This window comes from Paraglaciecola sp. L3A3 (genome assembly GCF_009796765.1).
In the GTDB taxonomy this organism is placed as follows: Bacteria; Pseudomonadota; Gammaproteobacteria; order Enterobacterales; family Alteromonadaceae; genus Paraglaciecola.
The window spans coordinates 4,661,258-4,688,167 of record NZ_CP047023.1; the positions used below are offsets into that span (position 1 = coordinate 4,661,258).

At 36.8% G+C, this 26,910-nt stretch carries 24 protein-coding genes; 14 read left to right on the forward strand and 10 right to left on the reverse strand.

What is annotated here, in order from left to right; all coding sequences use genetic code 11:
- Positions 1-107 precede the first annotated feature (107 nt).
- Complete coding sequence (locus GQR87_RS19240) at positions 108-3,314, reverse strand: TonB-dependent receptor (RefSeq protein WP_158972204.1); 3,207 nt, start codon at positions 3,312-3,314, stop codon at positions 108-110.
- 364 nt (positions 3,315-3,678) lie between these two features.
- Between GQR87_RS19240 and udk the strand changes: the two genes are divergently transcribed.
- The 3 genes from udk to GQR87_RS19255 are packed head-to-tail and all read left to right on the forward strand — an operon-like array spanning position 3,679 to position 6,425.
- On the forward strand, positions 3,679-4,302 hold the full coding sequence (gene udk, locus GQR87_RS19245) for a uridine kinase (protein WP_158972206.1): 624 nt from the start codon (positions 3,679-3,681) through the stop codon (positions 4,300-4,302).
- Between the two features lie 49 nt (positions 4,303-4,351).
- Positions 4,352-5,560, forward strand: a complete 1,209-nt coding sequence (locus tag GQR87_RS19250) for a NupC/NupG family nucleoside CNT transporter (protein ID WP_158972208.1) — start codon at positions 4,352-4,354, stop codon at positions 5,558-5,560.
- Positions 5,561-5,588: 28 nt separating this feature from the next.
- Positions 5,589-6,425, forward strand: coding sequence for a 2OG-Fe(II) oxygenase family protein (locus GQR87_RS19255; RefSeq protein ID WP_158972210.1), 837 nt, complete (start codon positions 5,589-5,591; stop codon positions 6,423-6,425).
- Positions 6,426-6,500: 75 nt separating this feature from the next.
- On the opposite strand, the gene GQR87_RS19260 is transcribed toward GQR87_RS19255, so the two are convergent.
- Positions 6,501-7,667: a tetratricopeptide repeat protein gene (locus GQR87_RS19260; protein WP_158972212.1), complete on the reverse strand. Its 1,167-nt coding sequence runs from the start codon at positions 7,665-7,667 to the stop codon at positions 6,501-6,503.
- A 254-nt stretch (positions 7,668-7,921) separates the two neighbouring features.
- Between GQR87_RS19260 and GQR87_RS19265 the strand changes: the two genes are divergently transcribed.
- Genes GQR87_RS19265 through GQR87_RS19275 form a run of 3 tightly spaced genes read left to right on the forward strand, consistent with a single transcriptional unit; the run spans position 7,922 to position 10,007 of the window.
- Positions 7,922-8,635, forward strand: a complete 714-nt coding sequence (locus tag GQR87_RS19265; protein ID WP_158972214.1) for a 5'-methylthioadenosine/adenosylhomocysteine nucleosidase — start codon at positions 7,922-7,924, stop codon at positions 8,633-8,635.
- Positions 8,636-8,648: 13 nt separating this feature from the next.
- The gene (locus GQR87_RS19270) at positions 8,649-9,611 is read left to right on the forward strand and encodes a cobalamin biosynthesis protein (protein ID WP_158972216.1); all 963 of its coding nucleotides are present in this window, start codon (positions 8,649-8,651) and stop codon (positions 9,609-9,611) included.
- A 21-nt stretch (positions 9,612-9,632) separates the two neighbouring features.
- Positions 9,633-10,007 carry a rhodanese-like domain-containing protein gene (locus GQR87_RS19275; RefSeq protein WP_158972218.1) on the forward strand — a complete coding sequence of 125 codons (375 nt, stop codon included), beginning with the start codon at positions 9,633-9,635 and terminating at the stop codon, positions 10,005-10,007.
- A gap of 64 nt (positions 10,008-10,071) precedes the next feature.
- Here GQR87_RS19275 and tyrS read toward each other — a convergent pair whose 3' ends face one another.
- A complete protein-coding gene (tyrS, locus tag GQR87_RS19280; protein ID WP_158972220.1) occupies positions 10,072-11,271 on the reverse strand; it encodes a tyrosine--tRNA ligase in 1,200 nt (399 codons plus the stop codon).
- Positions 11,272-11,470: 199 nt separating this feature from the next.
- Between tyrS and GQR87_RS19285 the strand changes: the two genes are divergently transcribed.
- A complete protein-coding gene (locus tag GQR87_RS19285) occupies positions 11,471-12,766 on the forward strand; it encodes a peptidoglycan DD-metalloendopeptidase family protein (RefSeq protein ID WP_158972222.1) in 1,296 nt (431 codons plus the stop codon).
- Positions 12,767-12,776: 10 nt separating this feature from the next.
- Positions 12,777-13,889, forward strand: coding sequence for an anhydro-N-acetylmuramic acid kinase (locus GQR87_RS19290; RefSeq protein ID WP_158972224.1), 1,113 nt, complete (start codon positions 12,777-12,779; stop codon positions 13,887-13,889).
- Here the strand turns inward: GQR87_RS19290 and GQR87_RS19295 are convergent.
- A complete protein-coding gene (locus GQR87_RS19295) occupies positions 13,886-15,127 on the reverse strand; it encodes an EAL and HDOD domain-containing protein (protein ID WP_158972226.1) in 1,242 nt (413 codons plus the stop codon). The genes GQR87_RS19290 and GQR87_RS19295 overlap by 4 nt on opposite strands.
- Before the next feature lie 433 nt (positions 15,128-15,560).
- Between GQR87_RS19295 and rpoH the strand changes: the two genes are divergently transcribed.
- Entirely contained in the window at positions 15,561-16,415 is an 855-nt protein-coding gene (gene rpoH / locus GQR87_RS19300) for an RNA polymerase sigma factor RpoH (protein WP_158972228.1), read from the forward strand.
- Between the two features lie 72 nt (positions 16,416-16,487).
- Here the strand turns inward: rpoH and GQR87_RS19305 are convergent, their stop codons facing one another.
- From GQR87_RS19305 to pip, 3 genes are all read right to left on the reverse strand, one after another.
- Positions 16,488-17,396 carry a bifunctional GNAT family N-acetyltransferase/hotdog fold thioesterase gene (locus tag GQR87_RS19305; RefSeq protein WP_158972230.1) on the reverse strand — a complete coding sequence of 303 codons (909 nt, stop codon included), beginning with the start codon at positions 17,394-17,396 and terminating at the stop codon, positions 16,488-16,490.
- An 88-nt stretch (positions 17,397-17,484) separates the two neighbouring features.
- The gene (gene dtd, locus GQR87_RS19310) at positions 17,485-17,922 is read right to left on the reverse strand and encodes a D-aminoacyl-tRNA deacylase (protein ID WP_158972232.1); all 438 of its coding nucleotides are present in this window, start codon (positions 17,920-17,922) and stop codon (positions 17,485-17,487) included.
- Positions 17,919-18,887, reverse strand: a complete 969-nt coding sequence (gene pip / locus GQR87_RS19315; RefSeq protein ID WP_158972234.1) for a prolyl aminopeptidase — start codon at positions 18,885-18,887, stop codon at positions 17,919-17,921. Before pip ends, dtd begins: the two co-directional genes overlap by 4 nt.
- Positions 18,888-19,102: 215 nt before the next feature.
- Here pip and GQR87_RS19320 point away from each other — a divergent pair, with 215 nt between their 5' ends.
- Both GQR87_RS19320 and GQR87_RS19325 read left to right on the forward strand, forming a co-directional pair.
- A complete protein-coding gene (locus GQR87_RS19320) occupies positions 19,103-19,291 on the forward strand; it encodes a YqaE/Pmp3 family membrane protein (RefSeq protein WP_158972236.1) in 189 nt (62 codons plus the stop codon).
- Positions 19,292-19,317: 26 nt separating this feature from the next.
- Positions 19,318-19,956: a DUF2959 domain-containing protein gene (locus GQR87_RS19325; RefSeq protein ID WP_158972238.1), complete on the forward strand. Its 639-nt coding sequence runs from the start codon at positions 19,318-19,320 to the stop codon at positions 19,954-19,956.
- A 35-nt stretch (positions 19,957-19,991) separates the two neighbouring features.
- Here the strand turns inward: GQR87_RS19325 and GQR87_RS19330 are convergent, their stop codons facing one another.
- The gene (locus GQR87_RS19330; protein ID WP_158972240.1) at positions 19,992-20,879 is read right to left on the reverse strand and encodes a virulence factor BrkB family protein; all 888 of its coding nucleotides are present in this window, start codon (positions 20,877-20,879) and stop codon (positions 19,992-19,994) included.
- 250 nt (positions 20,880-21,129) lie between these two features.
- On the opposite strand from GQR87_RS19330, the gene metJ reads away from it, so the two are divergent.
- Positions 21,130-21,462 carry a met regulon transcriptional regulator MetJ gene (metJ, locus tag GQR87_RS19335; protein WP_158972242.1) on the forward strand — a complete coding sequence of 111 codons (333 nt, stop codon included), beginning with the start codon at positions 21,130-21,132 and terminating at the stop codon, positions 21,460-21,462.
- 25 nt (positions 21,463-21,487) lie between these two features.
- Here metJ and GQR87_RS19340 read toward each other — a convergent pair whose 3' ends face one another.
- Together GQR87_RS19340 and GQR87_RS19345 are read right to left on the reverse strand one after the other, a co-directional pair.
- Positions 21,488-22,072, reverse strand: coding sequence for an HD family hydrolase (locus GQR87_RS19340; RefSeq protein WP_158972244.1), 585 nt, complete (start codon positions 22,070-22,072; stop codon positions 21,488-21,490).
- A 70-nt stretch (positions 22,073-22,142) separates the two neighbouring features.
- On the reverse strand, positions 22,143-22,469 hold the full coding sequence (locus GQR87_RS19345; RefSeq protein ID WP_158972246.1) for a cytochrome c: 327 nt from the start codon (positions 22,467-22,469) through the stop codon (positions 22,143-22,145).
- 52 nt (positions 22,470-22,521) lie between these two features.
- On the opposite strand from GQR87_RS19345, the gene GQR87_RS19350 reads away from it, so the two are divergent.
- Complete coding sequence (locus GQR87_RS19350) at positions 22,522-23,973, forward strand: YdiU family protein (protein ID WP_158972248.1); 1,452 nt, start codon at positions 22,522-22,524, stop codon at positions 23,971-23,973.
- Positions 23,974-24,036: 63 nt separating this feature from the next.
- The gene (locus GQR87_RS19355; protein ID WP_158972250.1) at positions 24,037-26,883 is read left to right on the forward strand and encodes an EAL domain-containing protein; all 2,847 of its coding nucleotides are present in this window, start codon (positions 24,037-24,039) and stop codon (positions 26,881-26,883) included.
- Positions 26,884-26,910: the final 27 nt, after the last annotated feature.

Sequence of the window (26,910 nt, forward strand, 5' to 3'; positions counted from 1 at the left end):
AAACTATTCATAAAGTTTATCACTCCAGTCAATATACAATCTTAAAGTAACAGAAACAAAAAAGCCGATCATAAAGACCGGCTTTTTTAAAGTAAATTAATCTAATATTAGAAAGTGTATTTAACACCTACTTTTACAGACCAAGTTGAGTCTCTATCTCTGAAGCGTATTGGTGAGTCACCAGCAGAAACGTCATTAGAAGAATAAACATATTGACCTGCGTCGTTAATTGAATAACTAAACAAGTTACTAGAAGAGTTTCCAAATGGATTATTGAAAACAACACCAGAATCTTTGTCAATTATAGCTAAGGCATTTTTCAGGTCGACATAAAATATACCTTTATGCCCATCAAACAAACCAGGAATTTGTTGTTGAATTTTAAGATCCAATGTTGAATTCCACGGCCCTCTAAATTGGTTCTTAGAAACAATTCCACCTTCAGTAGAAATCCCGACGGCTTCAAGTTGCTCTACGATTTCGTTGTAGCTCATACCATTAGTAAAATCAACTGCAGCATCGTCTGCACCTGTAGGGACATATGGTAAATAAGCGGCATTCAAATCAAGAGCTCCAGAGAATCCTGTATCACTGCGATTTTGGCTTAACTGCCAGCTGTAGGGTCTAGCAGACTTTCTTTGCCAGAAAGCACTGAAGGTTGTGTCGTATCCGTCAAAATACTGAGTTTTATATGACAAATTAAGAGACAACTTATGTTCAGTTTCATAAGAAGATGTACCTATTTCTGGATTTTGCGGATCTATAGTTGGATGGAACTGATACGATGTATCAGTTGAGGTACCCGATGCAGAAAATCTATCTTCAATATTTTGATTAGCATAGGAAAAGTTCATATTCACACCATTGTCCCAGTACTTGGCCAATGTGAAAGTAGAAATAATCGAAGTACCGCCATCGATATTAGTTAATAATACATCACGACTTTCTCTCGCACTTTCTCCCGATGTTGGGTCATATGCTTCATTATTGCTATCAAATGCGAAGGTATAGATTGGACGTCCATCGACCGTATATCCATTATTTCCTCGAGAAACATCTATCTGTCTTGTGATATCAGTCCAAAGTGGATCATTCTTATGGTCTTTATAAAGCACTTCAGCACTTACAAACCAATCAGCACCTAAACCTATAGAACTTAAGTCAGCCATATAATCTGCGGCTAAACTATATTGCCATACGGATGGAATTTCAAAATTTGGATCCGTTGCATCTATGTTAGAAAAAGCACCGTCTAACGAAGCGTTAGAGATAGCATCTAAGGCTGCTTGTGGAATAGAGTTTGGATCTGCATTGTCTAAGAAGGCGTCATCGCTACTAGATCTAAATAGTGCAATTCTTGAACCATCATTAGTAAATGAGTTAGAAATCCATACGTTAGGTTTACCACCACTAAATAAACCAAAACCACCTCGTACTGTTAAATCATCCGAAGCAAGCCATGTAAAACCAAAACGAGGTAAAATTAAGTCTTTCCCATCCATATTTTCAGTATTTGTAAAATTATGACGTTCAACAAATAATGCATTCTCATTTGGCACGTCTTCATTAGAAATTACTTCATAACGTAAACCATAAACAATATTCAGAGAATCTGAGATATCCCAGCTATCTTCTACATAAAAAGCATGATTAGCTAAAGAGAAACTAGCTGCCGCTTCATCACGATTCAAACTTGGGTTATTTTGATATTCAAAGAAATTGGCGTTAGCAGCTTCTAAATCTTCAATACTATTAAAATACCAAGAACCTAAATAATGTTGCATAAAAATATTGTAAACATCAACAGACTCATATTCCCAACCAAATGATATAGCATGATCATTTAGTAAATACTCACCACTGGCGCGTAATTGTAATGTTTCGTTTGTTAGCTGGTTTGCATGACGACTGTCATCTGGTCCAAAGTTAATTAGACCATTGTTATGCGTAACTTTTACTTCTCCAAATTCAAGACCACCTAAAGGAACCTGACCATTTACACTCTCTTTATATGACATTTTAAATTCAGTAGAGAACTCATCAGTCCAATAAGAGAAAACTTGAGCCACATAAGAATCTATTTCATTTGAGCGGTTATACCAGTGAGAAGAAAGGTAAAGTTCATCGCTAGCTCCAGAACCAACGTTACCTGCACTGTTACTAAATGCATGAGAATAGGCAAATGATGCTCTGTGGTCATCATTGATATTCCAATCTAATTTAAGTGAATATTTTTCATCTTCTAAAGGTATTGAAGCATTCCAATCACCAGCATCATAATCAAATAGATTTTGAGCAGCGGTTACAACACGATCAACATCGTCTTGGCTTATATTACTTGTTTCATTTGCTGCACCAGAACCTAAAACACCTTTACTCACAGAACTTGGCGCTTCAAAAGTTTCATAAGAAGCAAAGAAAAACAATGTATCTTCAACTATAGCTCCGCCAAGCGTTGCGCCATAACTTTCTTCTTTGAAACTCAACTCAACATCTCTTCCTGTAAAAGGATTTTCTGGAGTTCCTGCCCACGAATCTTTAGCTTGTTCGAAGAAAGCACTACCATGAAACTCATTAGTTCCTGACTTAGTTACTACGCTTATTTGTCCACCAGAAAAACCACCTTCTTTGGCACTAAATGGAGCGATTGCAACACTAATTTGCTCAACTGAGTCAAAAGCAATTGGTGAACGTTCAGTTGGATAACCATTACCTGCAAGACCAAAGTCATCATTTAAGTTAACACCATCAACTTTAAGACTGTTATATCTAGGGTTACTACCACCTAGATATAAAGAAACTCCATCGTTTCCTACAACCGCTAAAGGATTTAATCTAACTATATCTTTTAAATCTCTGTTAAACGAAGATGTATCTGACAACGTATCACCGGAAAACACACTATTAGAACCAGCAGCATAATCAACTATTTGTGCAGAGCCTGTGACAGAAATACGCTCAATATCACCATTTTCTAAAACTTCTGATATACGAAATACTTCGCCCAAAGTGATAAACACATTTTGTAATGTCTTATCTTGATAAACATCGGAATCGATTGTGATGGTATATGGTCCACCTACACGTAAGCCCTGTGCAAAGAAGCTACCAGAATCGTTTGTAGATAAAACTTTAGTGGTTCCTGAAGGTTCGTGAGTAATAGTAATTTTAGCGTCAGTCACAGCATTACCAGTTTCTGAAACCAAAGAACCACGAACTGAAGATGCAGTATCCTGAGCCATTGCAGCAGACGATAGTCCTACCGACATAGCTACAGCAATCGCGATACGATTAAACTTATTATTTCTTAACATGTGTTCATTCCTATTTATAGTGTGTTCTTTAACAACATTGTATTCTTAAAAAAAATTTCCATTTGCCTAATAATCCTTACAGATTTAGCGAGGCTTTTAATGGTCGTTGTTAATACGACTTCTAATTAAAACGGCCTGAGTGTAACAGATAGATTATGACACTTTTATTACAGCCACAAGTGTGTTGTGCAAAATTCATCAAACTGTCGCATTTCTATTGCGAAATCACACAAGTTAACAACATACTTTAACAATAAGCTAACAAAACTGACCAGGTGGTCTATCAAAAAAAGTTTCTTTTCCTAACTGACTTTTATCAAGTTCACTGGTATCTTCTGATTATCTACTTTTCATTTGGACTGTTATGTCGACCCCGTTAATAATTGCAATTTCAGGTGCATCAGGCTCTGGTAAATCTTTATTTACTGAAAATCTATTAAAAGAGTTTTCTGAAGAAGGTAAATCGGTACAGATTTTACGAGAAGATCATTATTATCGCGCTCAAGATAACTTAGCTATGTCTGACCGTGAAAAAACCAATTATGATCACCCTAAAGCTTTTGAACATGAACTACTGGTCAAACATTTAGCCGCTTTAAAAAAATGGCAATCAATTGAATATCCTCACTACTGTTACAAAACCCACACTAGACTTGACCAAACAGAAACATTAATCTCTGCGCCTGTCATTATTATCGAAGGTATAATGTTGTTAGCCAATGATGCTCTACAACATATGTTTGATATTAAAATATTTGTTGATACCCCTTTAGATATTTGCCTGTTACGAAGAATGAAACGAGACATAGCAGAAAGAGGACGAACTCTAGACTCGGTTGCCAATCAATATGAATCTACAGTTAAACCTATGTACCACCAGTTTATTGCTCCTAGTCGGTTCACAGCGGATGTAATTGTCACTCAAGGTGGCGAAAACAAAATTGCTTTAGATGTCATTAAATCTCACATACAACAAACTTTGTTGTAATTTGCATAGTTAATTAACAAAAAATAAGAATAAAAATAAAGGAAATAATATGGTTAGTTTAATTGGCGTGGCGCTCATGTTGTTAATTGCATATGCAGCATCAGTCCATAGAAAATCGATTAATTGGAGAACGGTTGGCGGCGCATTTGCCATTCAGGCCTCTGTAGGTGCGTTAGTATTATATTTCCCTCCTGGGATACAATTTTTATTGGCGTTAACAGGGTATGTAGAAAATATCATCGGCTACAGCCAAGATGGTATAAATTTCATTTTTGGTGATTTAGGCAACAAATCCATTGGTTTTATTTTTGCCTTTAATGTCTTGCCCGTTATTATATTTTTCTCATCTTTGATTACCGTTTTATACCACCTTAAAATAATGAATATTATTATTACTGGTATCGGTGGTGCTCTACAGAAGCTATTAAAAACTAGCCGTCCAGAATCTATGTCTGCTGCGGCAAATATTTTTGTGGGTCAAACTGAAGCACCTCTAGTCATTAAACCTTACATCCCAAATTTAACTCGCTCTGAATTATTTGCGGTTATGGTAGGAGGCTTAGCCTCCATAGCAGGTTCTGTAATGGCTGGGTATGCCGGTATGGGTGTCGAAATAAAATACCTTCTTGCCGCAAGTTTTATGGCGGCACCAGGTGGATTATTAATGGCCAAAATTATTATTCCTGAAACCGAAGAATATAAAAACGAGTTAACAGAAGAAGCTAGCAAAGAAAACGAATATGCCAATGTGTTTGATGCAGCCGCAAGTGGTGCAGCATCTGGACTCAAACTAGCAGTAAATGTAGGTGCAATGTTATTAGCTTTTATCGGGTTAATAGCATTATTAAATGGCTTAATTGGTTGGGCCGGCGGCTTATTTGGAGCTGAAGAACTCAGTTTCCAGGTTATACTTGGTTACTTATTCCAACCAATTGCGTGGACCTTAGGTATACCATGGGAAGAAGCTAACTTAGCAGGCAGCTTCATTGGCCAAAAAATGGTAGTAAATGAGTTTGTGGCTTATTTAGATTTTCTTAAGTACCAAGAAGATTTATCACCTCATAGTCAGGCGATCATTATTTTTTCTTTATGTGGTTTTGCCAACTTCTCATCTATCGCAATTTTAATGGGCGGAATAGGTGCTTTAGCACCCAATAGACGCCAAGAGATAGCTCAGTTAGGTTTAAAAACTGTATTAGCTGCAACATTAGCAAACCTAATGAGTGCGGCTCTCGCAGGTTTTTACCTTAGCTTGTAATAACAAATTGAATATTTAAAGGTTTAATATGGAACTCATTGCAGTTGACTACAATGCCCCTGATGCAGACAAATTATTTGTTGAATCACTCCACAAAACTGGTTTTGGGGTATTAAAAAATCACCCTATCAGCCAACAAAGAGTGTCGAGTATTTATCAACACTGGCAAGATTTCTTTAATAGTAACGAAAAGAATGATTATGCCTACGATAAAAAAAACCATGACGGATTCTTTTCTACTCAAGTATCAGAAACAGCTAAGGGCTTTAAAAAGAAAGATATTAAAGAATATTTCCACTATTACCCTTGGGGTCGTTGTCCTGAGGCATTAAAACAGGAAATATCTGATTATTATCGCGACACGAATACTTTAGCATCAGAACTATTAGCTTGGGTTGAAAAGTATTCCCCTGCAGAAGTTTCAGCTAAATATTCACAAATGTTATCTAGCATGGTGACAAATAGTGAACAAACTTTACTACGCATTCTTCATTATCCGCCACTAGACGGTTCTGAAGAGCCTGATGCAATCCGCGCAGCTGCTCATGAAGATATTAATCTTTTAACTATCTTACCCTCAGCAAATGAACCTGGTTTGCAAGTAAAAGGCACTGGCGATTCTTGGATAGACGTGCCCTGTGATTTTGGCAATCTTATAGTCAATATAGGCGATATGCTGCAAGAAGCATCAGGTGGCTATTTCCCTTCCACTACACACAGAGTAATTAATCCACAAGGAAGTGATCAAACTAAATCACGGATTTCTTTACCGCTATTTTTGCATCCTAATCCAGAAGTTGTTTTGTCGGATAGATATACAGCTAAAAGTTATTTGCAAGAGCGTTTAAGAGAATTAGGCGTTTAACCAATAAAAAACCTGCTCGATAAAGTGGAAAATAAATTACTTTATTCGAGCAGGGGCTTAATCTTTAATTGTTTATTACAATGAACTTAATTGCACTAATTTAGCTTGATAAACATCTTTCTCTTGCATGGTACTTGCGTTATTTCTGGCTAGTTTCAAGTAACGTTCAACTTGTTGTACCTCGCCAATTTGCAAATATACTTTTGCCAAACCATAATAAATTTCATGCCTACTACGATCTAAAGTTAATGCTTTTCTGAAATGGGCCAAGGCTTCATTCCAATTTTTTCTTTCTATCTGTTCTTCACCTAAATTTAAATGATAATCAGGGTTTCTCTTACGCTTCTGTTCAACACGCAGAAGAATGTCGTTAGCCTGCTCTTTTCTATCAGTAACACTATACAAATAAGCTAAGTTTTCTAAAACAGTCAAATTGTTAGGATCAATATTTAGCGCATATTCATAAGCACTTTCGGCTTGCTCGAAATATTCCATATGGCGATATAAAATTGCCATATTAATCCACGCAGGTTGAAATTCCGGATTCAACGTCAGAGCTTCTCGAAAGTAGTTATAAGCTTTATGAAAATGGTTATTTATTAAAGCATCAGCGCCCTTATTGTTATAAAACATAGCGATAACACTGTCTTTATTAACAATCTTTTTTGGTAATGAAACTCTTGATACTTGTGGGTCAAAGTCTACTTGATAACTTGGGTTGTAAAGAGCCAACACTTTTTTAGGTGCACTGGTGCTTAGACGCAAATTAATATGCCCATTCACTAAACTATAACCATTTCGTCTAGACCAAGATTCAGGAACCATTACTTCTTGGAAATCAACATGAAATCCAGCTTCTTTGGCTAACGAATACATCATAATTGACATAGACAAACAGTTAGCGGCACGATTGTGAAATGTCTCACTTGCTAATGTATTTGCATCACCACGATACAATAAATTCATTTCAGAACGATCAAAAATAGCATGTACCAAGGTTGCCATTTGTTCAGTTGGCTCTTCAATTGGTTCGAGTAAATTATGTACAAACATTTTTGCTTCATCATCTAGATAAAAAATATCTTGTTCTGATTCCACTTTAAAATGTTTGGCTTCAGCAAACCCTTGATCATAAAATTGTGGAGCATCGATAGAGACTGTTTTATTGATGTTTGATTGGCAAGAAACAAACAATATAAAGCTAGTGGTTAAGATTAATAACCTTGTTAGAGCAGTTTTCATAATTAATATCCTACCTCAGTTAGCTATCCTTAAATCTAGTTCACTTCACAGAAAACTCTAGGATATTTAACATTTGATTAACAAAGAGATATTAACATAGATAAAACAATGGATAGAATTTTCATCTCATAAACCAAGCCGTTCAACCCTTTCGCTTTTAAATAAGTACTTTTTACATCGATTTCAGGTTAACTATTTTATCTACAGCGCAGACGTAATAAACTTAAGCCAGACTCAATAACAAAAGACAAATTATGAAAGTTGCCATTTTAGGTGCCATGGACGAAGAAATAACACTGATCCGCCAATCATTAAAAGATTGCCAAGAAATTCAGTACAATCATTTAACCGCCTATGTTGGCCTTTTAGGTAATGTAGAAATCACTCTGATAAAATGTGGTATAGGTAAAGTAGCAGCTGCAGTTTCCACCGTTTCAGTTATCAATCACTTCAATCCAGATTACGTAATTAATACCGGCTCTGCAGGCGGGTTTGCCGCACATCTAAATATTGGTGATATTGTCATTGCCAACGAACTACGCCACCACGATGCTGATTTAACACACTTTGGTTATGAGTTAGGGCAAAATGCTGGCATGCCAGCGCAATTTACTTGTGATACAAAATTAGCTGAATGTGCATCTTTAGCAGCCAAAGAACTAAAAGGTTTACAAATCGAAAACGGCCTAATTTGTACTGGCGACTCTTTTATTGGCAGTGATGAAGCAGCTGCAGTTATACGTCAAAACTTTCCGAAGGTGTGCGCAGTTGAAATGGAAGGCGTGGCGATTGCACAAGCTTGTTATTTACTAAACACGCCATTTCTAGTGATTCGTTCTTTGTCTGACATAGCAGGTAAAACATCGACAGTCTCATTCCAAACGTATTTAGAACAGGCAGCTAAAAACTCAGCCAAGTTAGTGATACAAACTATCGAAAAAATGTCTCAATCTGCCAATGTTGCTTAACTAAGCCCGACAGATGCAGGCACTAATTGAAGTATTAACTAGTCAATTTTGGTTATCTTATTGGACTTTACTAATCATAGTTGTAGTGGAAAAAAATCTTTCGTGGCCAGAAAAATATCACCCGCTAAGTTTATACAAATTATTTGCAATACGAATGGCAAAGAAGGTTCTGCCATCTGCAGATTACTCAACGCAGCAACAAAAAATATCAGGGGCTTTAGCAGCTATGGTTTTGTTATTGCCCTTGATTGTAATCATAGCAATATTTATTTATCTGTCTGAATACCCAATGTTCTTTCAAGGTTTTTTGTTATTGATCGCTCTACGTTTTCAATATGTTTTAAACATCAGCACTAAGATTGCCAACTATTTATCCGCAGATAAAAAGATCTTAGCAAGACATACTTTGCAACCTATTATCTTAAGAGAAACGGACAAGTTATCGCCAATGGGCCTTGCTAAAGCAAACTGCGAAACCATAGTATTAAGGTTCAGTTATCAATATTGTGCAGTCATTTTTTGGTTTCTATTAACTGGCGGCGTGGGTGCCATTATTTACCGGGCTTTATATGAGAGTTCACAATGTTGGAACATAAAGCTGAAGCGTTTTAAGCACTTTGGCTTAATAGTGAATAAATTACTTCGGCTTTTACAATGGACACCCAACTTTTTAGTCGGGTTAAGTTTGATAATAGTCTCTGCTAATTTTGCTAGTTTAAAAGTATTAAAAACTAAAAGAAGTTATTTTGAGCAACGCTTTTATCTGTTAAATATTGCAGGCACCGTTTTAAATATTGAGTTAGGCGGGCCTGCATTTTATGAAAATAAAAAAACTCGTACGGAAAAGTGTGGAGGTATTCGACAAGTTACTTTAGCGGATATTTTGCGTACTAAAAACATTTTAAATCTCAGCACCTATTTATGGCTGACATTGTGTTTTTTAGGCTATACATTTATATTCATTAACATCAATTAACTATCCAGAGGCTGGAGCATCATGTTGCATAAAATACTTTTAGGATTATTCGCTTGTCTAAGCTTGTCTACTCACGCCGCAGATATAGAAGAAATTAGCCAAACAACACTACTCAATATTGATCCTGAGCAACACATTATTGTTGATGTACGGACCAAAGAAGAATTTGCCGAAGGCCATGTACCTGGCGCAATCAATATACCTTTAAGCACGATACAAACCGGTACTGATCAACTTAATCTAGGCAAAGATAAAACAGTAGTTCTTTATTGTCGTTCGGGATATCGCGCTGGAAAGGCAGCCGATTTATTACTAAATGGAGGCTACAGCAAGTTATTACATTTAGAAGGTGACATGCTTGGTTGGAATAAATCAGGACTAGACGTCGAAAAATAAGTAATAAAAAAGCCAGCATAGTATGCTGGCTTTAGATACTCAAGATGAATTCCTATTTCTGGATTTACTTAAAGTTCACTCGGGCGAACTTTCTTTTACCCACTTGTAAAACCACTAACTGAGCTTGATCGAATACATGTTTAGTATTCTCAACCTTTTCACCATCTAACTTTACCGCGCCTTGTTTGATCATGCGCATAGCATCAGAAGTCGAATTGGTTAATCCAGATTCTTTTAACACATTAGCGATTAACATGCCGTCCGCAGGTAAATCAAAATCAAATTCAGGCATTTCATCTGGAATAACATTTTTTTGAAAGCGTTGAATAAAATCATTATGCGCAGCTTCTGCAGCTTCTGCAGAGTGGAAACGTGCAATTAATTCTTTGGCTAAATCAATCTTAGTATCACGAGGATTCAAGCCATCGGCAACTTGTTGCTTAATTGCATCTATGTCAGCTTTAGCTTTAAAACTTAACAACTCATAATAACGCCACATCAAATCATCAGATATAGACATTATTTTACCAAACATATCATTAGGTGCGTCAGTAATGCCGATATAATTACCTAAAGATTTCGACATTTTTTGCACGCCGTCTAAACCTTCAAGTAAAGGCATCATCAATACAGTTTGTTGTCTTTGACCTTCTGATTTTTGCAATTCACGGCCCATCAATAAATTAAAACGTTGATCGGTTCCTCCTAGCTCAACATCGGATTCTAGTGCGACAGAATCCCAACCTTGGACCAAAGGATAAATAAATTCATGAATCGCAATAGGCTGTCCGCTTGCATAACGTTTCTTGAAATCATCTCGTTCTAACATACGAGCAACCGTTTGATTAGCGGCTAATTTTATCATGCCAGCTGCGCCTAACTTTTCCATCCATTCAGAATTAAAACGGATAGTAGTTTTAGCCGGATCTAATATTTTGAATACTTGTTCTTTATAAGTTTCAGCATTAGCTAGCACATCTTCTTTAGTCAGCGGTTTTCTTGTAACATTTTTACCGGTAGGATCACCTATCATTCCAGTAAAATCACCAATTAAGAAAATAACCTCATGGCCTAATTGTTGAAAGGTTCTCAACTTATTAATTAACACTGTATGCCCAAGATGTAAATCTGGTGCAGTAGGATCAAACCCAGCTTTAATTTTTAAGGGCTTACCTTCTTTTAATTTAGCAACCAGTTCTTCTTCTATTAATATTTCTTCTGCTCCGCGCTGTATCTCAGCCATCGCACTTTGCCAATTAGACATTGAGTAAACCTACAATAAATTTTGATATTTCATTAATACCAAGCATTTTACTTGTCTAACCCTAGCAATGAAAGGGCAAGACGTTTTTTTCTCGAAGCAAAATAATATCAAACAAACTGTTCAAAAAACGCCCTAGGGCTGGAAAACACCAGCTAATACATATATTCTGCTGCTAGGTTCTATATTTAGTGTTGTACTTGTGTTAAAAAAATCTATGAAAAATCTCCCTACTCCCCATAAATGGCTGATTACAGCTGTTGCAGGCTTTTTGTTTGTTTTATTTTTATTGCCTTCAGAACAAGCAAGTGCTTATAAAAACACCTCGTCTACTTTAGAAATAGGTAAACGTTATAGTCTTGATATTAAAACGCAAAATATTGTGGCAGAAGAAACAGCAGAAATTGAAGAAATCGAAAATAGACAATCCTTCAAAGTAAAAAGTGGTGACAACTTAGCAATAATATTCAAACGTGCAGGGCTTTCACCACAAGAAACCTATAAGGTTAGTCAAGCAGGTACTGAAGCAAAAAAACTTTTAAAAATGTTACCTGGCGACTCAATCGAATTAGACATTAATCAAGATGGACAATTAGTTAATTTATTTTATTCATACTCGGCAACTGAAACGCTAGCTATCACACAAAATGAAAAATCCGAGTTTGTCAGTTCAATTCAAACTAAACCAGTTGATACCCGAGTTAATTATGCCCAAGGCAGCATCACCAATAGTTTATGGAATGCAGGCAGAAAAGCGAATTTAACCGATAATCAAATAATGAGTTTAGCGGGCATTTTTGGCTGGGATATAGATTTTGCTTTAGAGTTGAGAGAGGGTGATAGTTTTTATGTGATGTTTGAAGAACGTTTTATTGATGGTGAATTTATTGGAGCTGGCGATATTATGGCAGCCCAATTTATCAACCAAGGTGAAACTTACACGGCAATTCGTTATTCAGATGGTAACTTCTACACACCCGAAGGTAGAAGTATGCGCAAGAGCTTTTTACGGGCGCCAGTAAACTTCAAATATATTAGTTCAAACTTTAAACCTAAACGATTCCATCCCGTACAAAAACGCTGGAAAGCACATAGAGGTGTTGATTATGCTGCGAATCGGGGCACCCCCGTCATGGCAGCCGGTGATGGCCGAGTCATTAAATCAGCCTACGACCAATATAATGGTAATCATGTATTTATTCAGCATGGCGAAAAGTACGTGACTAAATACCTACATTTTACCAATCGTAAAGTGAAGGTAGGACAAACAGTCAAACAAGGCCAAATCATTGGTACAGTGGGTTCTACAGGCTTAGCTTCGGGACCTCATTTACATTATGAATTTTTAGTTGATGGGGTTCACCGTAATCCTCGTACTGTGAGTTTACCTAAAGCTCAACCTATTGATAAAAAAGAACAAGCCAATTTTGCATTAGTGGCTGAGCAAAGGTTAGAACAACTAAATAATAGTAAACGTATAATGTTAGCAATGAATTAATGGAGTAATCATGCCCCAGTTATACCTAGGGTTAATGTCTGGCACTAGCATGGATGGAGTTGATGCAGCTTTAGTTGATTTATCAGGCCTCCATCCTAGATTATTAGACTGTCAAACTTACCCTTACCCCCCAGAATTACTCAGCGACTTGCATTTACTTTGCTCACAAAGTGATAACGAAATAGAGTTAATGGGTCAAGCAGATAGAGCGGTTGCCAAAGTGTTTGCGACTGCTTCGTTAAAGTTACTTGAAGATAATTATATTCGACCCGATCAAGTTCAGGCCATAGGCTCTCATGGTCAAACAATACGTCATCAACCCACTGGCAATAATCACTTTAGTTTACAAATTGGTGACCCTAATACTATTGCCACAATAACTGGAATTGATGTAATCGCCGATTTCAGGCGCAAAGATATAGCGCTTGGCGGACAAGGCGCACCTTTAGTGCCTGCATTTCACAATGCAGTCTTTGCCAGCTCCGAAAAATCTCGAGTGGTAGTCAATATCGGTGGTATCTCCAACTTAACTTATTTACCGAAAAATCCAGCAAACAGCATAATCGGTTTTGACACTGGGCCAGGCAACACTTTACTAGACGCTTGGTGTAAATTACATACAGGTCAAGAGTTTGATGATAAGGGTAAATGGGCGGCGCAAAGTTGCTCAGATCCCGAGTTATTCAGGAATTTATGCTCTCACCCTTATTTTTCAGCCCCGGCACCTAAAAGTACAGGTCGTGAATTATTTAACCTTAGTTGGTTACAAAAACATATTGCCGCCTTACATAAAAAACTTGAAGCTAAAACCGTACAAGCAACACTTGTGATGTTTACGGCAGCTACTATCGTTAGCCATATTCGACAATTTAAAGACGTTGAAGAGGTATACATCTGCGGAGGAGGAGCATTAAATGAGTTTTTACTTGAGGTGCTTGAATCAGAGTTGCACGAATGCGAACTCTTTACCACTGAAGAATTAGGAGTCGCAGCTAACTCAGTTGAAGCCATGGCATTTGCTTGGCTTGCTTATGCCCATAAAAATAAAATTCATGGCAGCATTCCAAGCGTAACAGGTGCCAGCAGAAGTGCCATATTAGGCACATATTGCTCTGCAGATTAATTTTTAGCTGCTGGGAAATGCTTTGATATAGACTTTTTAACTCCATTTCCCCATAAAATAGCCTCATTAAATAGGCTATGCAGTAATTTTTGGTCGAGTTCTAATAGCTTGGCTAAACGTATTACTTTTAACCAGTTGCCACTCTCAAAAGCTTGTGCCAACATCAAATATATCGATAATTCATTTTGACCGCCGCATAAAGCGACTTTGACTTCTTCTACTAAAGGCAATTTATCCAATAAGATCTTCATATCTTGGTCAAGTAAAGCATCCAACATAGAAAACAAACCAACTAAAAATGCCGTCGGAGGGTTACTGCCCAGATTTTTTTCAATCCCAATAAGATCACAAAACTTAGCTCGTACCAAAGACAAGTGGATCAACTCTAAAGGCTTATCATCTGACAAATTTGTCAACGCTAACAGAGCGATGAATTTTTTAATTTCGACTTCGCCCATATAATTGAGAGCATGGCGCAATGAGGTGATTTTATAACGTTTATTAATCGTCGGATTATTAATAAACCTAAGTAACATATAAGACAGACCAACATCATGTTCTATGATGCTGTTAATGCTTTCCACATCAAAAGTCACGCTCGAGCTGGCCCCCATCAATTCAACTAATGTTAATTTTGATGTCGGTAAATTGTTATGAGTAACTGATTCGGGTTTTGAAAAAAAGTAGCCTTGAAAATAATCAAAGCCAACATCTCGACACATATTGAAATCATCGTGTGTATTAACGTTATCTGCAATCAACTTAACGTTTGCATCGACAAATTGTTTAAGATTTTCAGAAATATCATTCAAATTACTTTTAGAAGTATTCACTTTTACCATATCGACGTAAGGAAGAATTTTATTCCACTTACTTTCAATGCGGCAATTATCAATAGCTAATTTATAACCCATTTCTTTAACTTGTTTACAGGTGTCTAATAAATTCGTCACGGCATCACCTTCTGCCGCTAATTCAACCACCACTGTTTCTGGATTTAAAGAAGCGTTTAATCTCTCCATCAAGGTTTCAGGCTGAAAGTTAATAAAAGATTTTTTGCTACAAGAAATATCATCTAGCTCTAAAGTTGTATATTTTTGAGCAATCAAATTATTTGTAGCTTCGTCTCTCTCAAATGAGGGGTAACAGTTATTTATTCCGTCCCTAAAAAGCAGTTCATAAGCAAAAACGTCTTTATCAATATCTAAGATCGGTTGGCGGGCGATAAAAGCAAACATATTATTCCTGTAAAATGTCACAAACGATTAAAAATATTATTATTGTTAATTTATTACTTTTTGCGCATTAATCATACCATTAATAAAATACATAATAATATGGTCACTTTTAAATTGAGTGAATTTTCTACTTAATTTCCGAATGCAGATTATTCCAAACAAACACAAAGGTAGATTTATATACCAAGAAATAAAATTTTACAAAACCTAATGAGGTGTTAATGAACATATTATTAACACTTTGAATTCAATAAATTCTCAAACAATTTAAGCCAAACAGTTGAAAATTATCAATAAATCTCAACATTTTTGATCCAATGAAACTTTTCTCAAGAATTACGGTCTTTTATAACTAGAATTAAGGTTATTTAAGGGTCGCGGTTCAAAATTTATTTTGTTAGTATCGAGGCATATAGCGTAATAGGAGATATCAATGAGTAAAGACTTACGCACGTTAACATTAACAGTACCTCAAACAGGTAGCATTGAGACTTACATTCAAGCAGTAAGTGGTATTAATATGCTTACCGCTGAAGAAGAACGTGGTCTAGCAGAACGTTTACAACAAGACGATGATTTAGAAGCAGCCAGAAAGTTAATCATGTCACATCTACGTTTTGTTGTGCATATAGCAAAATCTTATTCTGGTTATGGATTACCTCAAGCTGATTTAGTGCAAGAAGGTAACATAGGTTTAATGAAAGCCGTGAAACGATTCGATCCTACTGTTGGGGTTAGATTGGTATCTTTTGCGGTACATTGGATTAAAGCAGAAATACACGAATTTGTGTTACGTAACTGGCGTATCGTAAAAGTAGCCACTACTAAAGCACAACGTAAATTATTCTTTAATCTACGTAAAAACAAAAAACGTTTAGGTTGGTTTACCCATGAAGAAGTGCAAAATGTCGCTGAAACTTTAGGTGTAAGCACTAAAGAAGTGTTGCAAATGGAAGCTCGTATGAGTAGCCAAGACCAAGCTTTTGATTTATCAGCAGACGATGACGAAAGCGGTAGTTTTGCTCCAGTACAGTACCTTGAAGACAAAACGGCTGATGTGGAGTCAGATGTCGTCAATGCAGACTGGGATTCTAACGCTTCAGGCAGACTTTATGCAGCAATCAAAACTCTTGATGAACGCAGCCAACATATAATCCAAACGCGTTGGTTATCTGATGACAAAACCACCCTTCAGGATCTAGCTGATAAATATCAGGTTTCTGCAGAGCGAGTTCGTCAGATTGAAAAGAACGCAATGAAAAAACTACAAGGTGCAATGGCAGCTTAAACAAGCCAGCATATATTTAAGACACAAAAAAGCGCATTTAATATGCGCTTTTTTATGTCCGCCCATCCTCAATTATTCTTGGTCGACTTCAGGCAACACCCAAAATACGCCAGAAAATTCAGCGACCGCCGTATCATCATCTAAAATGGCAACATTTAACTTAAAGCTGCATTTTTTGTTTTTAGTTAACGGTTCAAATTTTCCATTCAGTGATTCTATATTACATAATGCCTTAGGCTGCCTAGTAATAGGTTTGTGATAATGAATATTGCCATCCCCCAATACTATTTCTCCTTTTAAGCCTTTCTCTTTCAACTGTAAAAAGATCATGCCCCAACCGGTTAATGTGGCAAGTGAAAATATACTGCCCGCAAACATAGTACCGTGTAGGTTAATGTTTTTATTTAGTGAAGCCCTAGTTTCTAGTGTGCGACCTGTATATTGATGTAATTTAATGCCCATTTGTTCACTAATGGGAATAGTGTCACGCCAGGTTTTTTGTAATAACGCACACCATTTGGGATGTAGCATAATGACACTAGGATCAGTTAACTTTTTAACCATTTGTAAGCGTTTCTGTTCCCCCATCTCATTGTTAATTCGATCATCCACTTCAAAACCTGCGCTTTGAAAAAACGGAATGGCTAACTTAGTACTGTTAGTTACTATTCGCACAGCCCCTTCGGTTCTAGCAACAGATTCTAAGGAAGAAATAATCATCTTCGCAAGACCTTTGCCTCGAAATTCTTTATCTACAGCAATGTGCCTGACTTGAGCTTCTTCAGCAGAATTCATGTGCACTCTTCCAACGGCCACGATATTGCCATTGCTGTCACGGATCATTCTATGCTGGCTGACTTGTTCGTATTCGTCTTTTTCGGAACCCAATGGGTACTTCCAAGGCTCACGCAACAGCTTCCAACGAAAGGTAAAATAATCGGCAAAGTCTTGTTCTGTAGTAGGTATATCGATTTTAAACATCTATAAACTTAATCCTGTATTGTCTCTCGACCAAAATACGATTAAAAAATCGTTTGACATTAAAACCCATATATTATTTATCAGCAAATTATACTTTCAACTGGAAAGTAACAGGGCCATCATTAAGCAATGAAACTTGCATATCTGCAGCAAATTTTCCTGTTTCACATTGAATATTGTTTTTTCGACATGCCTCAACAAAATACTTATACAACTCTTCACCTAAAGCTGGCGAGCCACCTCTGGAAAAACTAGGGCGATTACCACTTTGTGTATCTGCCACTAAGGTAAATTGAGACACCACCAACAACTGACCATTCACTTGTTGTAAATTGAGATTCATCTTTCCGGCTTCATCAGCAAAGATTCGATAATTCATCACTTTTTTGCAGAGTTTATCTGCTTTTTCATGGTTATCATCTTTCTCTACACCTAAAAATAACAATATGCCATTTTCGATTTCACCCACAATTTGTTTATCTACTTCTACTTTTGCGTGTTTTACCCTTTGGATTAAGCCTATCACTCTTGCTCCTTAAAAAATTTCACCATAGCTTGTGTTGCATAACATAAAGCGTTCGCGGTTGCAGGTTCCCATGCACTGTGTCCTGCTTCAGGAATGATTTGTAATTGGCTATTATCCCAAACTTGAGACAAAGAGTAAGCCGCTTCTATTTTGCATACACTATCATAACGACCATGAATGATAGTGCCAGGAAGATGTTTGATTTTATCGATTTGCTGTAAAATAGCATTTTCTGTAATGAAACATTTATACTTAATATAATGACATTCAAGTAAGGCCAAACTAATAGCTGCGTGCACATTCGGCACTAATTTGTCTTCATCGACTTGGTAATGTAGGCGACTAATACGAGTTTCCCACAGACTCCACGCTTTTATAGCAGCCATTTTCTTCACTTCGTTACCATGGGTGAATATCTGTGAATAAGCGTCGACTATTGAATATTCCTCTAACATGGTACGTACTGGAGCAAGAAAGTCTTGATAATATTCAGGGAATAATTGAGCAGCCCCACCGTCAGGTTGCAAATACCAATCATAGTCTTGCTCTCTGGCCAAAAATATTCCACGTAAAATCAAGCCGATAACACTTTCAGGCTGACGTATCGCAATTAATAAAGCCAGAGTTGAGCCCCATGACCCGCCGAACAGAAGCCATTTGTTGATCTTCAAGTGCGTTTGAATAGCTAACGCATCATCAACTAATGCTTGGCTATTGTTATACTCAAGTTCGCCAAAAGGTTGTGATTTACCGCACCCTCTTTGATCGAACCCTATTACCCAATACTTATCTGGGTCAAAAAAACGCCGATAATCTTCGCCAATTCCAGCCCCTGGGCCACCATGTAAAAAGAGTACAGGAATGCCTTCGGGTGTACCTGATTGTTCCACATATAAAGTATGCCCATCCGTCACTTCAAACATCTCAGTGTGAAAAGGTTTAATTGCTGGAAATAGTTGATTCATGTGCTTTTTCATTTCTTATTTGTTAATTCATTTATTATGGTTTAGTTTATGCCATATATTCTACTTTTAACTCGCATTTATAGAGTCATTAAAGCAAAAGTGACTTAAATAAAACGCGCTGATCACGTTCAGATGGCTTTGTTTGTCGACTTGACAGCAAAGAAAGTCGATAATATTCGAATAAATACTATTTAACATTACTATGAGAGATTGATATGAGATTACTACTTGCCCTTTTACTGCCATGGATCCAATTTTTTACTATTGGTCGCCCTTTTGCCGGTATCATTTGCCTACTTTTACAAATAACCGTTATAGGATGGGTACCTGCGGCCATATGGTCTGTGTATGCTTTAAGCCAATATAAAACTGATCAAAAAATTAAATCGGCACTAGATCAGTAAATAGTTTTTTAATTTAAAGGATAACTATGAAAAAAATAATAGTGATTGCTTTAGTGACCTTACTAGTTTCTTGTCAAAATGCTTACTATGCAGCCTGGGAAAAGGTTGGCGTTGAAAAGCGTGACATTCTGGTAGATAGAGTAGAAGACGCAAAAGAGTCCCAAGAAGATGCTCAGGAACAGTTTAATTCTGCACTTGACGAATTTAGTCAGCTGATAAACTTTAACGGTGGTGAATTACAAGACGTATATGAACAACTGAAAGACCAATACGAAGCAAGTGAAGAGTCAGCAGCATCAGTCACTAGCCGGATTGATAAAGTTGAAAGCGTCGCTGAAGCATTATTTGATGAGTGGCAAGAAGAGCTAGACACTTATAGCAACGAAACCTTGAAACGGGACAGTTTAGCTAAATTAAAAGACACTCAGCGTCGGTATAAATCCCTGCTAACGGCTATGCGCAAAGCAGAAAAAAAGATGGAACCCGTTTTATCTACCTTACGCGACAACGTACTTTATTTAAAACATAACCTAAATGCTAGCGCAATTGGTGCTCTTAAAAATGAATTTAATGGCGTTAAAAAAGATATAAATCAATTAGTTGCAGAAATGAATAAAGCCATTTCTGAATCAAATAAATTCATATCGAATATGAAAGGCGACTAGGAACTATTTAGCTTTGTAAATAAATGATGACGGTGTCAATCACCGTCATCTGTTTCAATAAAAAGATCTTCAGATTCTTCACTGGTAAATATTTCTAATGCCCGAGTAAATTCAGCACCCACTAACACCACAATCCAAGATAAGTAAATCCACACAAAAAGAATAGGAATGACTGCTAAGGCACCATAAATCATTTGGTACGAAGGAAAGTTAGTCACATAAAAAGCAAAACCTTTTTTACTTAACTCAAACAAAGTAGCCGCAACAAAGGCTCCAGCTAATGCGTGCTTAGCCTCAATTTTTTTGGTTGGAACCAACATATAAAGGATAAAAAAAGCACTAATAGAAGTAAGGAAAGGTACAAATGTAAGTAGAAAAGTGGTTAAACCTGGAGTGTACTCTTCTGCGAAATTGGCCAAGCCCATTAAATAAGAGCTGGCAATAACACTAGCGCCCATCAACAAAGGACCTAAAGTAAGTACCATCCAATAAACAGCAAAAGTAAAGGTAATAGGTCTAACACTTTGTGAACACCAGATCCGGTTAAGAGTTTTATCTATATTTGAAATAAGCAATAAAGCCACTATAACAAGGGACAAAATGCCAACACTTCCCATACCTGAAGCATTGTCTACAAACTCTGCAATATAGGTTTGTACCTGCCCACTTGTTGAGGGTAAAAAACTGTCAAATACTAAAGCTTCTAATTCCCCCCTTACCTCTACAAATGCAGGAAAAGCTGACAATATGGTGAAAAAGACCATAATAAAAGGCACTAAAGATAACAAAGAAACATAGGCTAAATGCCCCGCAGAAACAGTAATGTGATCATTTTTACAATGAGTAATAAATAAAACAGAAAAACTTTTTACGTTGCTCGCTATTTCTTGACCTTTAGCGAACCATTCTTGATAAGCTTGCATTCAGCTAAAGCCCTAATCTATATAATTTCTACCTATAGTCTGCTCTAACGTCTAACAGATGGCAAACATCAAAGTATATTTTGTCTGAAATTGATTTTATTTTTTAACGCCTAGAGCTTGTTATTACTAGCCTAAAACTACTTTAGCCAAAGACTAAACGTAAAGCCGTCAAGATGTTTAGCAGTCTATTATTGATATTTTCTGTGTAATGTTTAGAATTTCCCTGCATAAGAATATAAAGAACTTTAAAATGGCAAATTTAACAAAATGGAACGGCGAGTATATTCACCCATACGCAGAGCATGGTAAAAAAAGTGAATTAGTTAAAAAAGTCACGGTTTCAATTCCACTCAAAGTACTTAAAGTACTAACCGACGAAAGAACTAGACGTCAAGTGAATAACTTACGTCATGCAACTAATTCAGAATTATTATGCGAAGCTTTTTTGCATGCATTTACCGGGCAACCTTTACCTGACGATGACGATCTCGAAAAAGACAATACACAACGCATCCCCCGTGAAGCTAGAAAACTAATGCAAGAAATGGGATTAGAAGTAGAAATGGACGAAAACGAAGAATAAAGCTCAAGCCGAGCTTTATTCTTATTTAACTTTGTCGAATTCCTAAACGTTTTCCTGTTTCAATCACTTGTTGGCTAATCCAGTCCCATAACTTGGGATGTGATTGACTGATAACACTGTTTTTCTTCAAGATTTGTGCAATAGATACATCGTGATCTAACCAACTTTGACAACCGTTATTTAGATTTTGCAATACCGGCATCATTCTATCGATACCTTTAGCATAGATGGCCTCAGCTGACTTAGCTTGCTCAAACTCTATCCACAAATTCAAAAAATTTTCACCTTGCTCCGCCGGCAAAATAGCAAATAACCTTTTGGCCGATAATAATTCGTTCTCATAATCATCATGTGCAGCATCATAGGCAAACTTATCGCCTGTATCTATTTCCACAATGTCGTGTAAAAGCAGCATAGTCACCACTTTCAACACATCCACTTTTTGTTCTGCGTATGGGATCAACGCTACAGCCATAAGAGCCACTTGCCAGCTATGTTCAGCACTGTTTTCGTATCGATTTAAACCTAAAGGTTTAATTCGTCTTTCAATATTTTTTAGCTTTTCAAGTTCCATAATGAAACGAGTGATCGCTTGATAATGCTCAACCATAGATTACTCAGTTAATAAAATTTTGCTAAGACGCAGTAACAGAAGGTTACTGCGTTAAAGTAGAGAGTACTTATTTTCCAGAAGGGTCTAATTTAGAATAATAAGCCGCTAGGTTTGCAATATCGTCATCACTCAAACTTGCAGCCATAGGGGCCATGATCATATTTTTACGTTCGCCATCACGAAACGCTTTTAATTGCAGAGCCAAATACTGTTCTTTTTGGCCAGCTAAGTTAGGGTACATAGGTATCATAGAGACCCCTTTCATACCATGACATGCCACACATGTGGTGGATTTAGCTTTACCCGCTTCGGCATCAGCAGCCAATGCTGAAGTAGACGCCAAACCTGTAGCTGTTAGAATTAATGCAATGGCAGAAATTTTGATTTTTTTCATAATGTGTCCTTTGTAATCACCAACTGGGTGTAAATTAAAATTAAGGTTTAATATGCTATTAGAATACTCCTTCGCTACAGAATTAACTGGACTGACCACTCCTGTCAAGTCTATTAAGCTGAATCATTCAAATTTGCAGATAATCAACTATAAATTATTTGATGAGCTCAATTTACCGAAAAATTGGCAAGAAGAACATTCATTATTTGTCGAATTATTTTCTGAGCAAGGGAAATTGAATCGCCACTCGGTTGCGCAAAAATACGGAGGTCATCAATTTGGTCATTGGAATCCTCAATTAGGTGATGGCCGAGGATTATTATTAGCCGAAGTTATTGATCCGCAAAAACAACGTTGGGATATTCACCTAAAAGGAGCAGGGCCTACACCCTATTCAAGAGGAGCTGATGGTAGGGCTGTGTTACGTTCAACCATTAGAGAATATCTTGCGAGCGAAGCCCTACATCATCTTGGTATTCCAAGCTCTCGAGCTTTAGCTTTGATCTCAAGTGAAGAGCCCGTTTATCGAGAAAAACAAGAACCAGGGGCTATGTTATTACGAACCTGTCAAAGTCATATTCGATTTGGTCACTTTGAATATTTTTTTCATAGTGGGCAAACAGAAAAACTACAGCAGTTATTCGACTATTGTTTCAAGTATCATTTTATCGATTGTCTAGCTGCAGACAATCCTTATCGGGCATTATTAGAAAAGATCACCCAAGACACGGCTAAGTTGATAGCCAAATGGCAAGCATTTGGTTTTAATCATGGCGTAATGAATACAGATAATATGTCAATTCATGGTATTACTTTTGATTATGGCCCTTACGCATTTTTAGACGACTTTGAACCAAACTTTATTTGTAATCATTCAGACCCTCAGGGACGATACTCTTTCGACAGTCAGCCTAGTATTGGTTTATGGAACTTAAACTCCCTCGCCCAAGCTTTTACTCAACACTTAGATGTTGAGCAAATTAAACAAGTATTAGGTCAATACGAATCAGCTTTAATGAACGAATACTCACAATTAATGTTGAAAAAGTGTGGTCTGGTTGTCGACAAATCGCCTAATTCAAATAATGTTGAAATAGTAAATGGTTGGCTGGATATATTAGCCACAGAAAAAAAAGACTTCACCATTAGTTTCCGACAATTATGTGAATTTGATGCAAAGGGAGAAAACCAAACTTTTCGCGACCAATTTATAGACAGAGATAAATTTGATAACTGGGCAAAATTATACTCAACGACTTTGTTAAAGCAAACCATCACTCAGCAAGATAGGCAAGCCGCTATGAAGCGGAGTAATCCAAAAGTTATTTTACGTAATTATTTGGCCCAGCAAGTTATTGATCAAGCTGAAGATGGCAATTTTTCATTGCTCAATGAATTTATTAAGGCACTAGAGGATCCTTATGCAGACAAAAAGGAATATGACAAATTTTCATTGCCTCCGCCTAACTGGGGTAAAAAATTAGAAATATCTTGCAGCAGCTAATCTGTGTATTCTAGATTAAGTTATTTTATAGAATGGCTAGTGGTATTAATTAAAAGGGTATCTATGAATTTTATATTTTTATTTTGTTTAAGGTTTTGCCTACTTCTTAGTTTGTGGCAATTTGCAGCCAATGCTGCACCTAACAGCATAGATATCAAAACTGACGATACAAAAATTAACTTAGCCAAGCATATACAATGGATAGTAGCAGAAGATTATATTCAGTTATCAGGGGTGCAAAACTTAACAGGATGGCAAGAAAATACTATTGTAGAGCCACTTCTAGAGCACCAAAATCTTTGGGGTAGGATCACCTTAAACTTTGCAGATGAGATAAACCAACCCTATTTTTTAAGCATTGGTAATCCCGCTTTAGATTTAGTCGATATATATTTTCTTGACGACAAAAATCGTATTCTTAGCTCAAGTTTAATGGGAGCTAAACGAAACTTATCGCAACGCCCTTTTAATCATAGGCTGTTTATTACTCCCATAGATACTCACCAGCAAAGTATAACTATATTTCTAAAAATAAAAGACCAAGGCCCATTGGTTTTTTCCATACATGCCAGTAAACAATCATACATATTACAAGAAGAACAAATTTTATTAGCAGCAATAGGCTGTATCAGTGGTGGCTTAGCATTATTAGCTTGTTACTTTTTAATTTCCTACATAATAGTACGCAGCCCAATTAGGTTTTGGTTTGCCTTGTCTAGTGCCAGTTTTGTTTTATTATTTTTAAATACTAGTGGCATATTAAGTCAAATTACCGGTATCACAGCCTATATCACCCAAACATCTCTGGTGCTGATAGGTATTCTTATTTTGACTTCGTCAAAGGTTGCCTTTTCTTTGCTCCAAGGTGTGCCTCCTATATGGCGTTATGTGTTTTATTGTATTGGTAGTTCCATGTTTGCTGTTGCCGTTGTGGTTCCCCATTCAGAGCAAATAAGCTTCACTTTAGGATTATGCATAAGTGCAATATTACTGATTGCGATATTAGCCATTTTTTATCACAAAGCAGATAACAAATTTGTCAATATTGTTAGCTTACTTGGCCTGATATTTATCGTGTTCAGTGGCTTCAGTCAAATTGCATTATTCTTCAGCCATATTGCATTAGCACAAAATCAATCATTATTATTCGCCAGCTTAATCATGTTTGGCATAATTCTTATGGCTATCGCTATAGAAGCTCACGAAAAAATGCTTAACAATGGGCATTCTGTGAAACAACAACTAACCACTAGCAATTTACAGCACTTCTACAACCTTTTTCAAAATTCAGCAGAAGGTTTATACACCTCAACGTTAGATGGCCAACTTGTCTCTATTAATCCAGCGATGAGTAGTTTATTTGGTTACGACAACGACAAACAAATGTTAGAAGAAATCAATAACGCCAGTCAGTTCTACGCTGATCCACAAGACAGAGACTTATTACTCGGAGAAATTCACCAAAACGGTAAAGTGATGGGCAAAGAAATTAAAGGCCTTAAAAAAGACGGCAGTGAATTTTGGTTTTCGATTTCAGGGCAAATTAAAGAAGAACAAGATCAGCGTTACGTGTTTGGTAGTATCTTTGATATTACAGAACGCAAACAATCTGTCATTAGTTTAGAGCACATGGCTTCTCATGACCCTTTAACTGGCGTATATAACCGCCGAGAATTTGAGAAACTACTTTCTGCGGCTCTAAAAAAAGCGCCCCAAGCTCATCACGATTTAGCCTTGTTATATATGGATCTAGACCAATTTAAACTGATAAACGACACCTGTGGGCATAAAGCAGGTGACCTTTTGATTAGTCAGTTATCCCATAAAATAGACCAAGTGGTAACTGGAAAAGGCATACTAGCCAGGTTAGGTGGCGATGAGTTTGCAGTATTATTAGAAGACGCTAATGCACAAATGGCTTATCTATTAGCCAACAGAATACTGAATGTTGTGGCTGAGTTTCGCTTTATTTGGGAAAACAGCATTTTCACTTTAGGCATTAGTATCGGGCAAGTCTCTTGGCAACCTGATATTACGACTCCTGAACAATTATTAAGTATGGCTGATTCGGCTTGTTACATGGCAAAAGAGCGTGGTAGAAATCAGATTCATACTTACTCCCAAGAAGATAAAGGTTTGCGAAAATATGAATCAGAATTGTTTTGGCTGAATAAAATTAATCAAGCAATAGAACACAATCAGTTTGAGCTTTTTTACCAACACTACTTAGCATTAAATAAAGCTAACTCTGGCCATCACTACGAAATATTATTACGCTTAAAAGAGCCAGATGGACAACTTGTTGCTCCAGGGGTTTTTCTGCCTTCTGCTGAACGTTTCAACTTAACCGCTAAAATTGACCGTTGGGTAATAGAAAACTACTTCAACTGGTTAAGCAACAATCCACAACATATGACGGCATTAGCTAAAGTGAACATTAATTTAAATGGTCACTCACTGGTAGATAAAGAACTTAAGTTATATGTATTGAATGCCTTCGAAAAGTACCAGATCCCCCATAACAAAGTCTGTTTTGAAATCACCGAAAGTATGGCTATTTTAAAAATGGATGAAGCGCTAGAATTTATCAATACCTTCAATAAATTAGGCTGCAAATTTGCTTTAGATGATTTTGGCAGCGGCTTTTCTTCATATGGCTACTTAAAACGTTTACCCGTTAACCAACTAAAAATAGACGGTAGTTTTGTCAAAAATATTTTGATAGAACCAATAGACATGGCTATGGTTAATTCGATTAAAGATGTAGCAAAAGCCATGGACATGGAAACTACAGCTGAATTTGTAGAATCAGTCGATGTTATGGTGCAATTAGGCAAAATGGGTATAGATTATGCTCAAGGGTATGGTGTCGCAAAACCCTGCTCATTAGCCAAATTTACTGCGCTTTAATCAAATAAAAGACCGCAAGTTCAGGAT

Coding starts and splice junctions, on each gene's coding strand:
- GQR87_RS19240 (WP_158972204.1), bottom strand. CDS start 3,314: ATGTTAAGAAATAATAAGTTTAATCGTATCGCGATTGCTGTAGCTATG.
- udk (WP_158972206.1), top strand. CDS start 3,679: ATGTCGACCCCGTTAATAATTGCAATTTCAGGTGCATCAGGCTCTGGT.
- GQR87_RS19250 (WP_158972208.1), top strand. CDS start 4,352: ATGGTTAGTTTAATTGGCGTGGCGCTCATGTTGTTAATTGCATATGCA.
- GQR87_RS19255 (WP_158972210.1), top strand. CDS start 5,589: ATGGAACTCATTGCAGTTGACTACAATGCCCCTGATGCAGACAAATTA.
- GQR87_RS19260 (WP_158972212.1), bottom strand. CDS start 7,667: ATGAAAACTGCTCTAACAAGGTTATTAATCTTAACCACTAGCTTTATA.
- GQR87_RS19265 (WP_158972214.1), top strand. CDS start 7,922: ATGAAAGTTGCCATTTTAGGTGCCATGGACGAAGAAATAACACTGATC.
- GQR87_RS19270 (WP_158972216.1), top strand. CDS start 8,649: ATGCAGGCACTAATTGAAGTATTAACTAGTCAATTTTGGTTATCTTAT.
- GQR87_RS19275 (WP_158972218.1), top strand. CDS start 9,633: ATGTTGCATAAAATACTTTTAGGATTATTCGCTTGTCTAAGCTTGTCT.
- tyrS (WP_158972220.1), bottom strand. CDS start 11,271: ATGTCTAATTGGCAAAGTGCGATGGCTGAGATACAGCGCGGAGCAGAA.
- GQR87_RS19290 (WP_158972224.1), top strand. CDS start 12,777: ATGCCCCAGTTATACCTAGGGTTAATGTCTGGCACTAGCATGGATGGA.
- GQR87_RS19295 (WP_158972226.1), bottom strand. CDS start 15,127: ATGTTTGCTTTTATCGCCCGCCAACCGATCTTAGATATTGATAAAGAC.
- rpoH (WP_158972228.1), top strand. CDS start 15,561: ATGAGTAAAGACTTACGCACGTTAACATTAACAGTACCTCAAACAGGT.
- GQR87_RS19305 (WP_158972230.1), bottom strand. CDS start 17,396: ATGTTTAAAATCGATATACCTACTACAGAACAAGACTTTGCCGATTAT.
- pip (WP_158972234.1), bottom strand. CDS start 18,887: ATGAATCAACTATTTCCAGCAATTAAACCTTTTCACACTGAGATGTTT.
- GQR87_RS19320 (WP_158972236.1), top strand. CDS start 19,103: ATGAGATTACTACTTGCCCTTTTACTGCCATGGATCCAATTTTTTACT.
- GQR87_RS19325 (WP_158972238.1), top strand. CDS start 19,318: ATGAAAAAAATAATAGTGATTGCTTTAGTGACCTTACTAGTTTCTTGT.
- GQR87_RS19330 (WP_158972240.1), bottom strand. CDS start 20,879: ATGCAAGCTTATCAAGAATGGTTCGCTAAAGGTCAAGAAATAGCGAGC.
- metJ (WP_158972242.1), top strand. CDS start 21,130: ATGGCAAATTTAACAAAATGGAACGGCGAGTATATTCACCCATACGCA.
- GQR87_RS19340 (WP_158972244.1), bottom strand. CDS start 22,072: ATGGTTGAGCATTATCAAGCGATCACTCGTTTCATTATGGAACTTGAA.
- GQR87_RS19345 (WP_158972246.1), bottom strand. CDS start 22,469: ATGAAAAAAATCAAAATTTCTGCCATTGCATTAATTCTAACAGCTACA.
- GQR87_RS19350 (WP_158972248.1), top strand. CDS start 22,522: ATGCTATTAGAATACTCCTTCGCTACAGAATTAACTGGACTGACCACT.
- GQR87_RS19355 (WP_158972250.1), top strand. CDS start 24,037: ATGAATTTTATATTTTTATTTTGTTTAAGGTTTTGCCTACTTCTTAGT.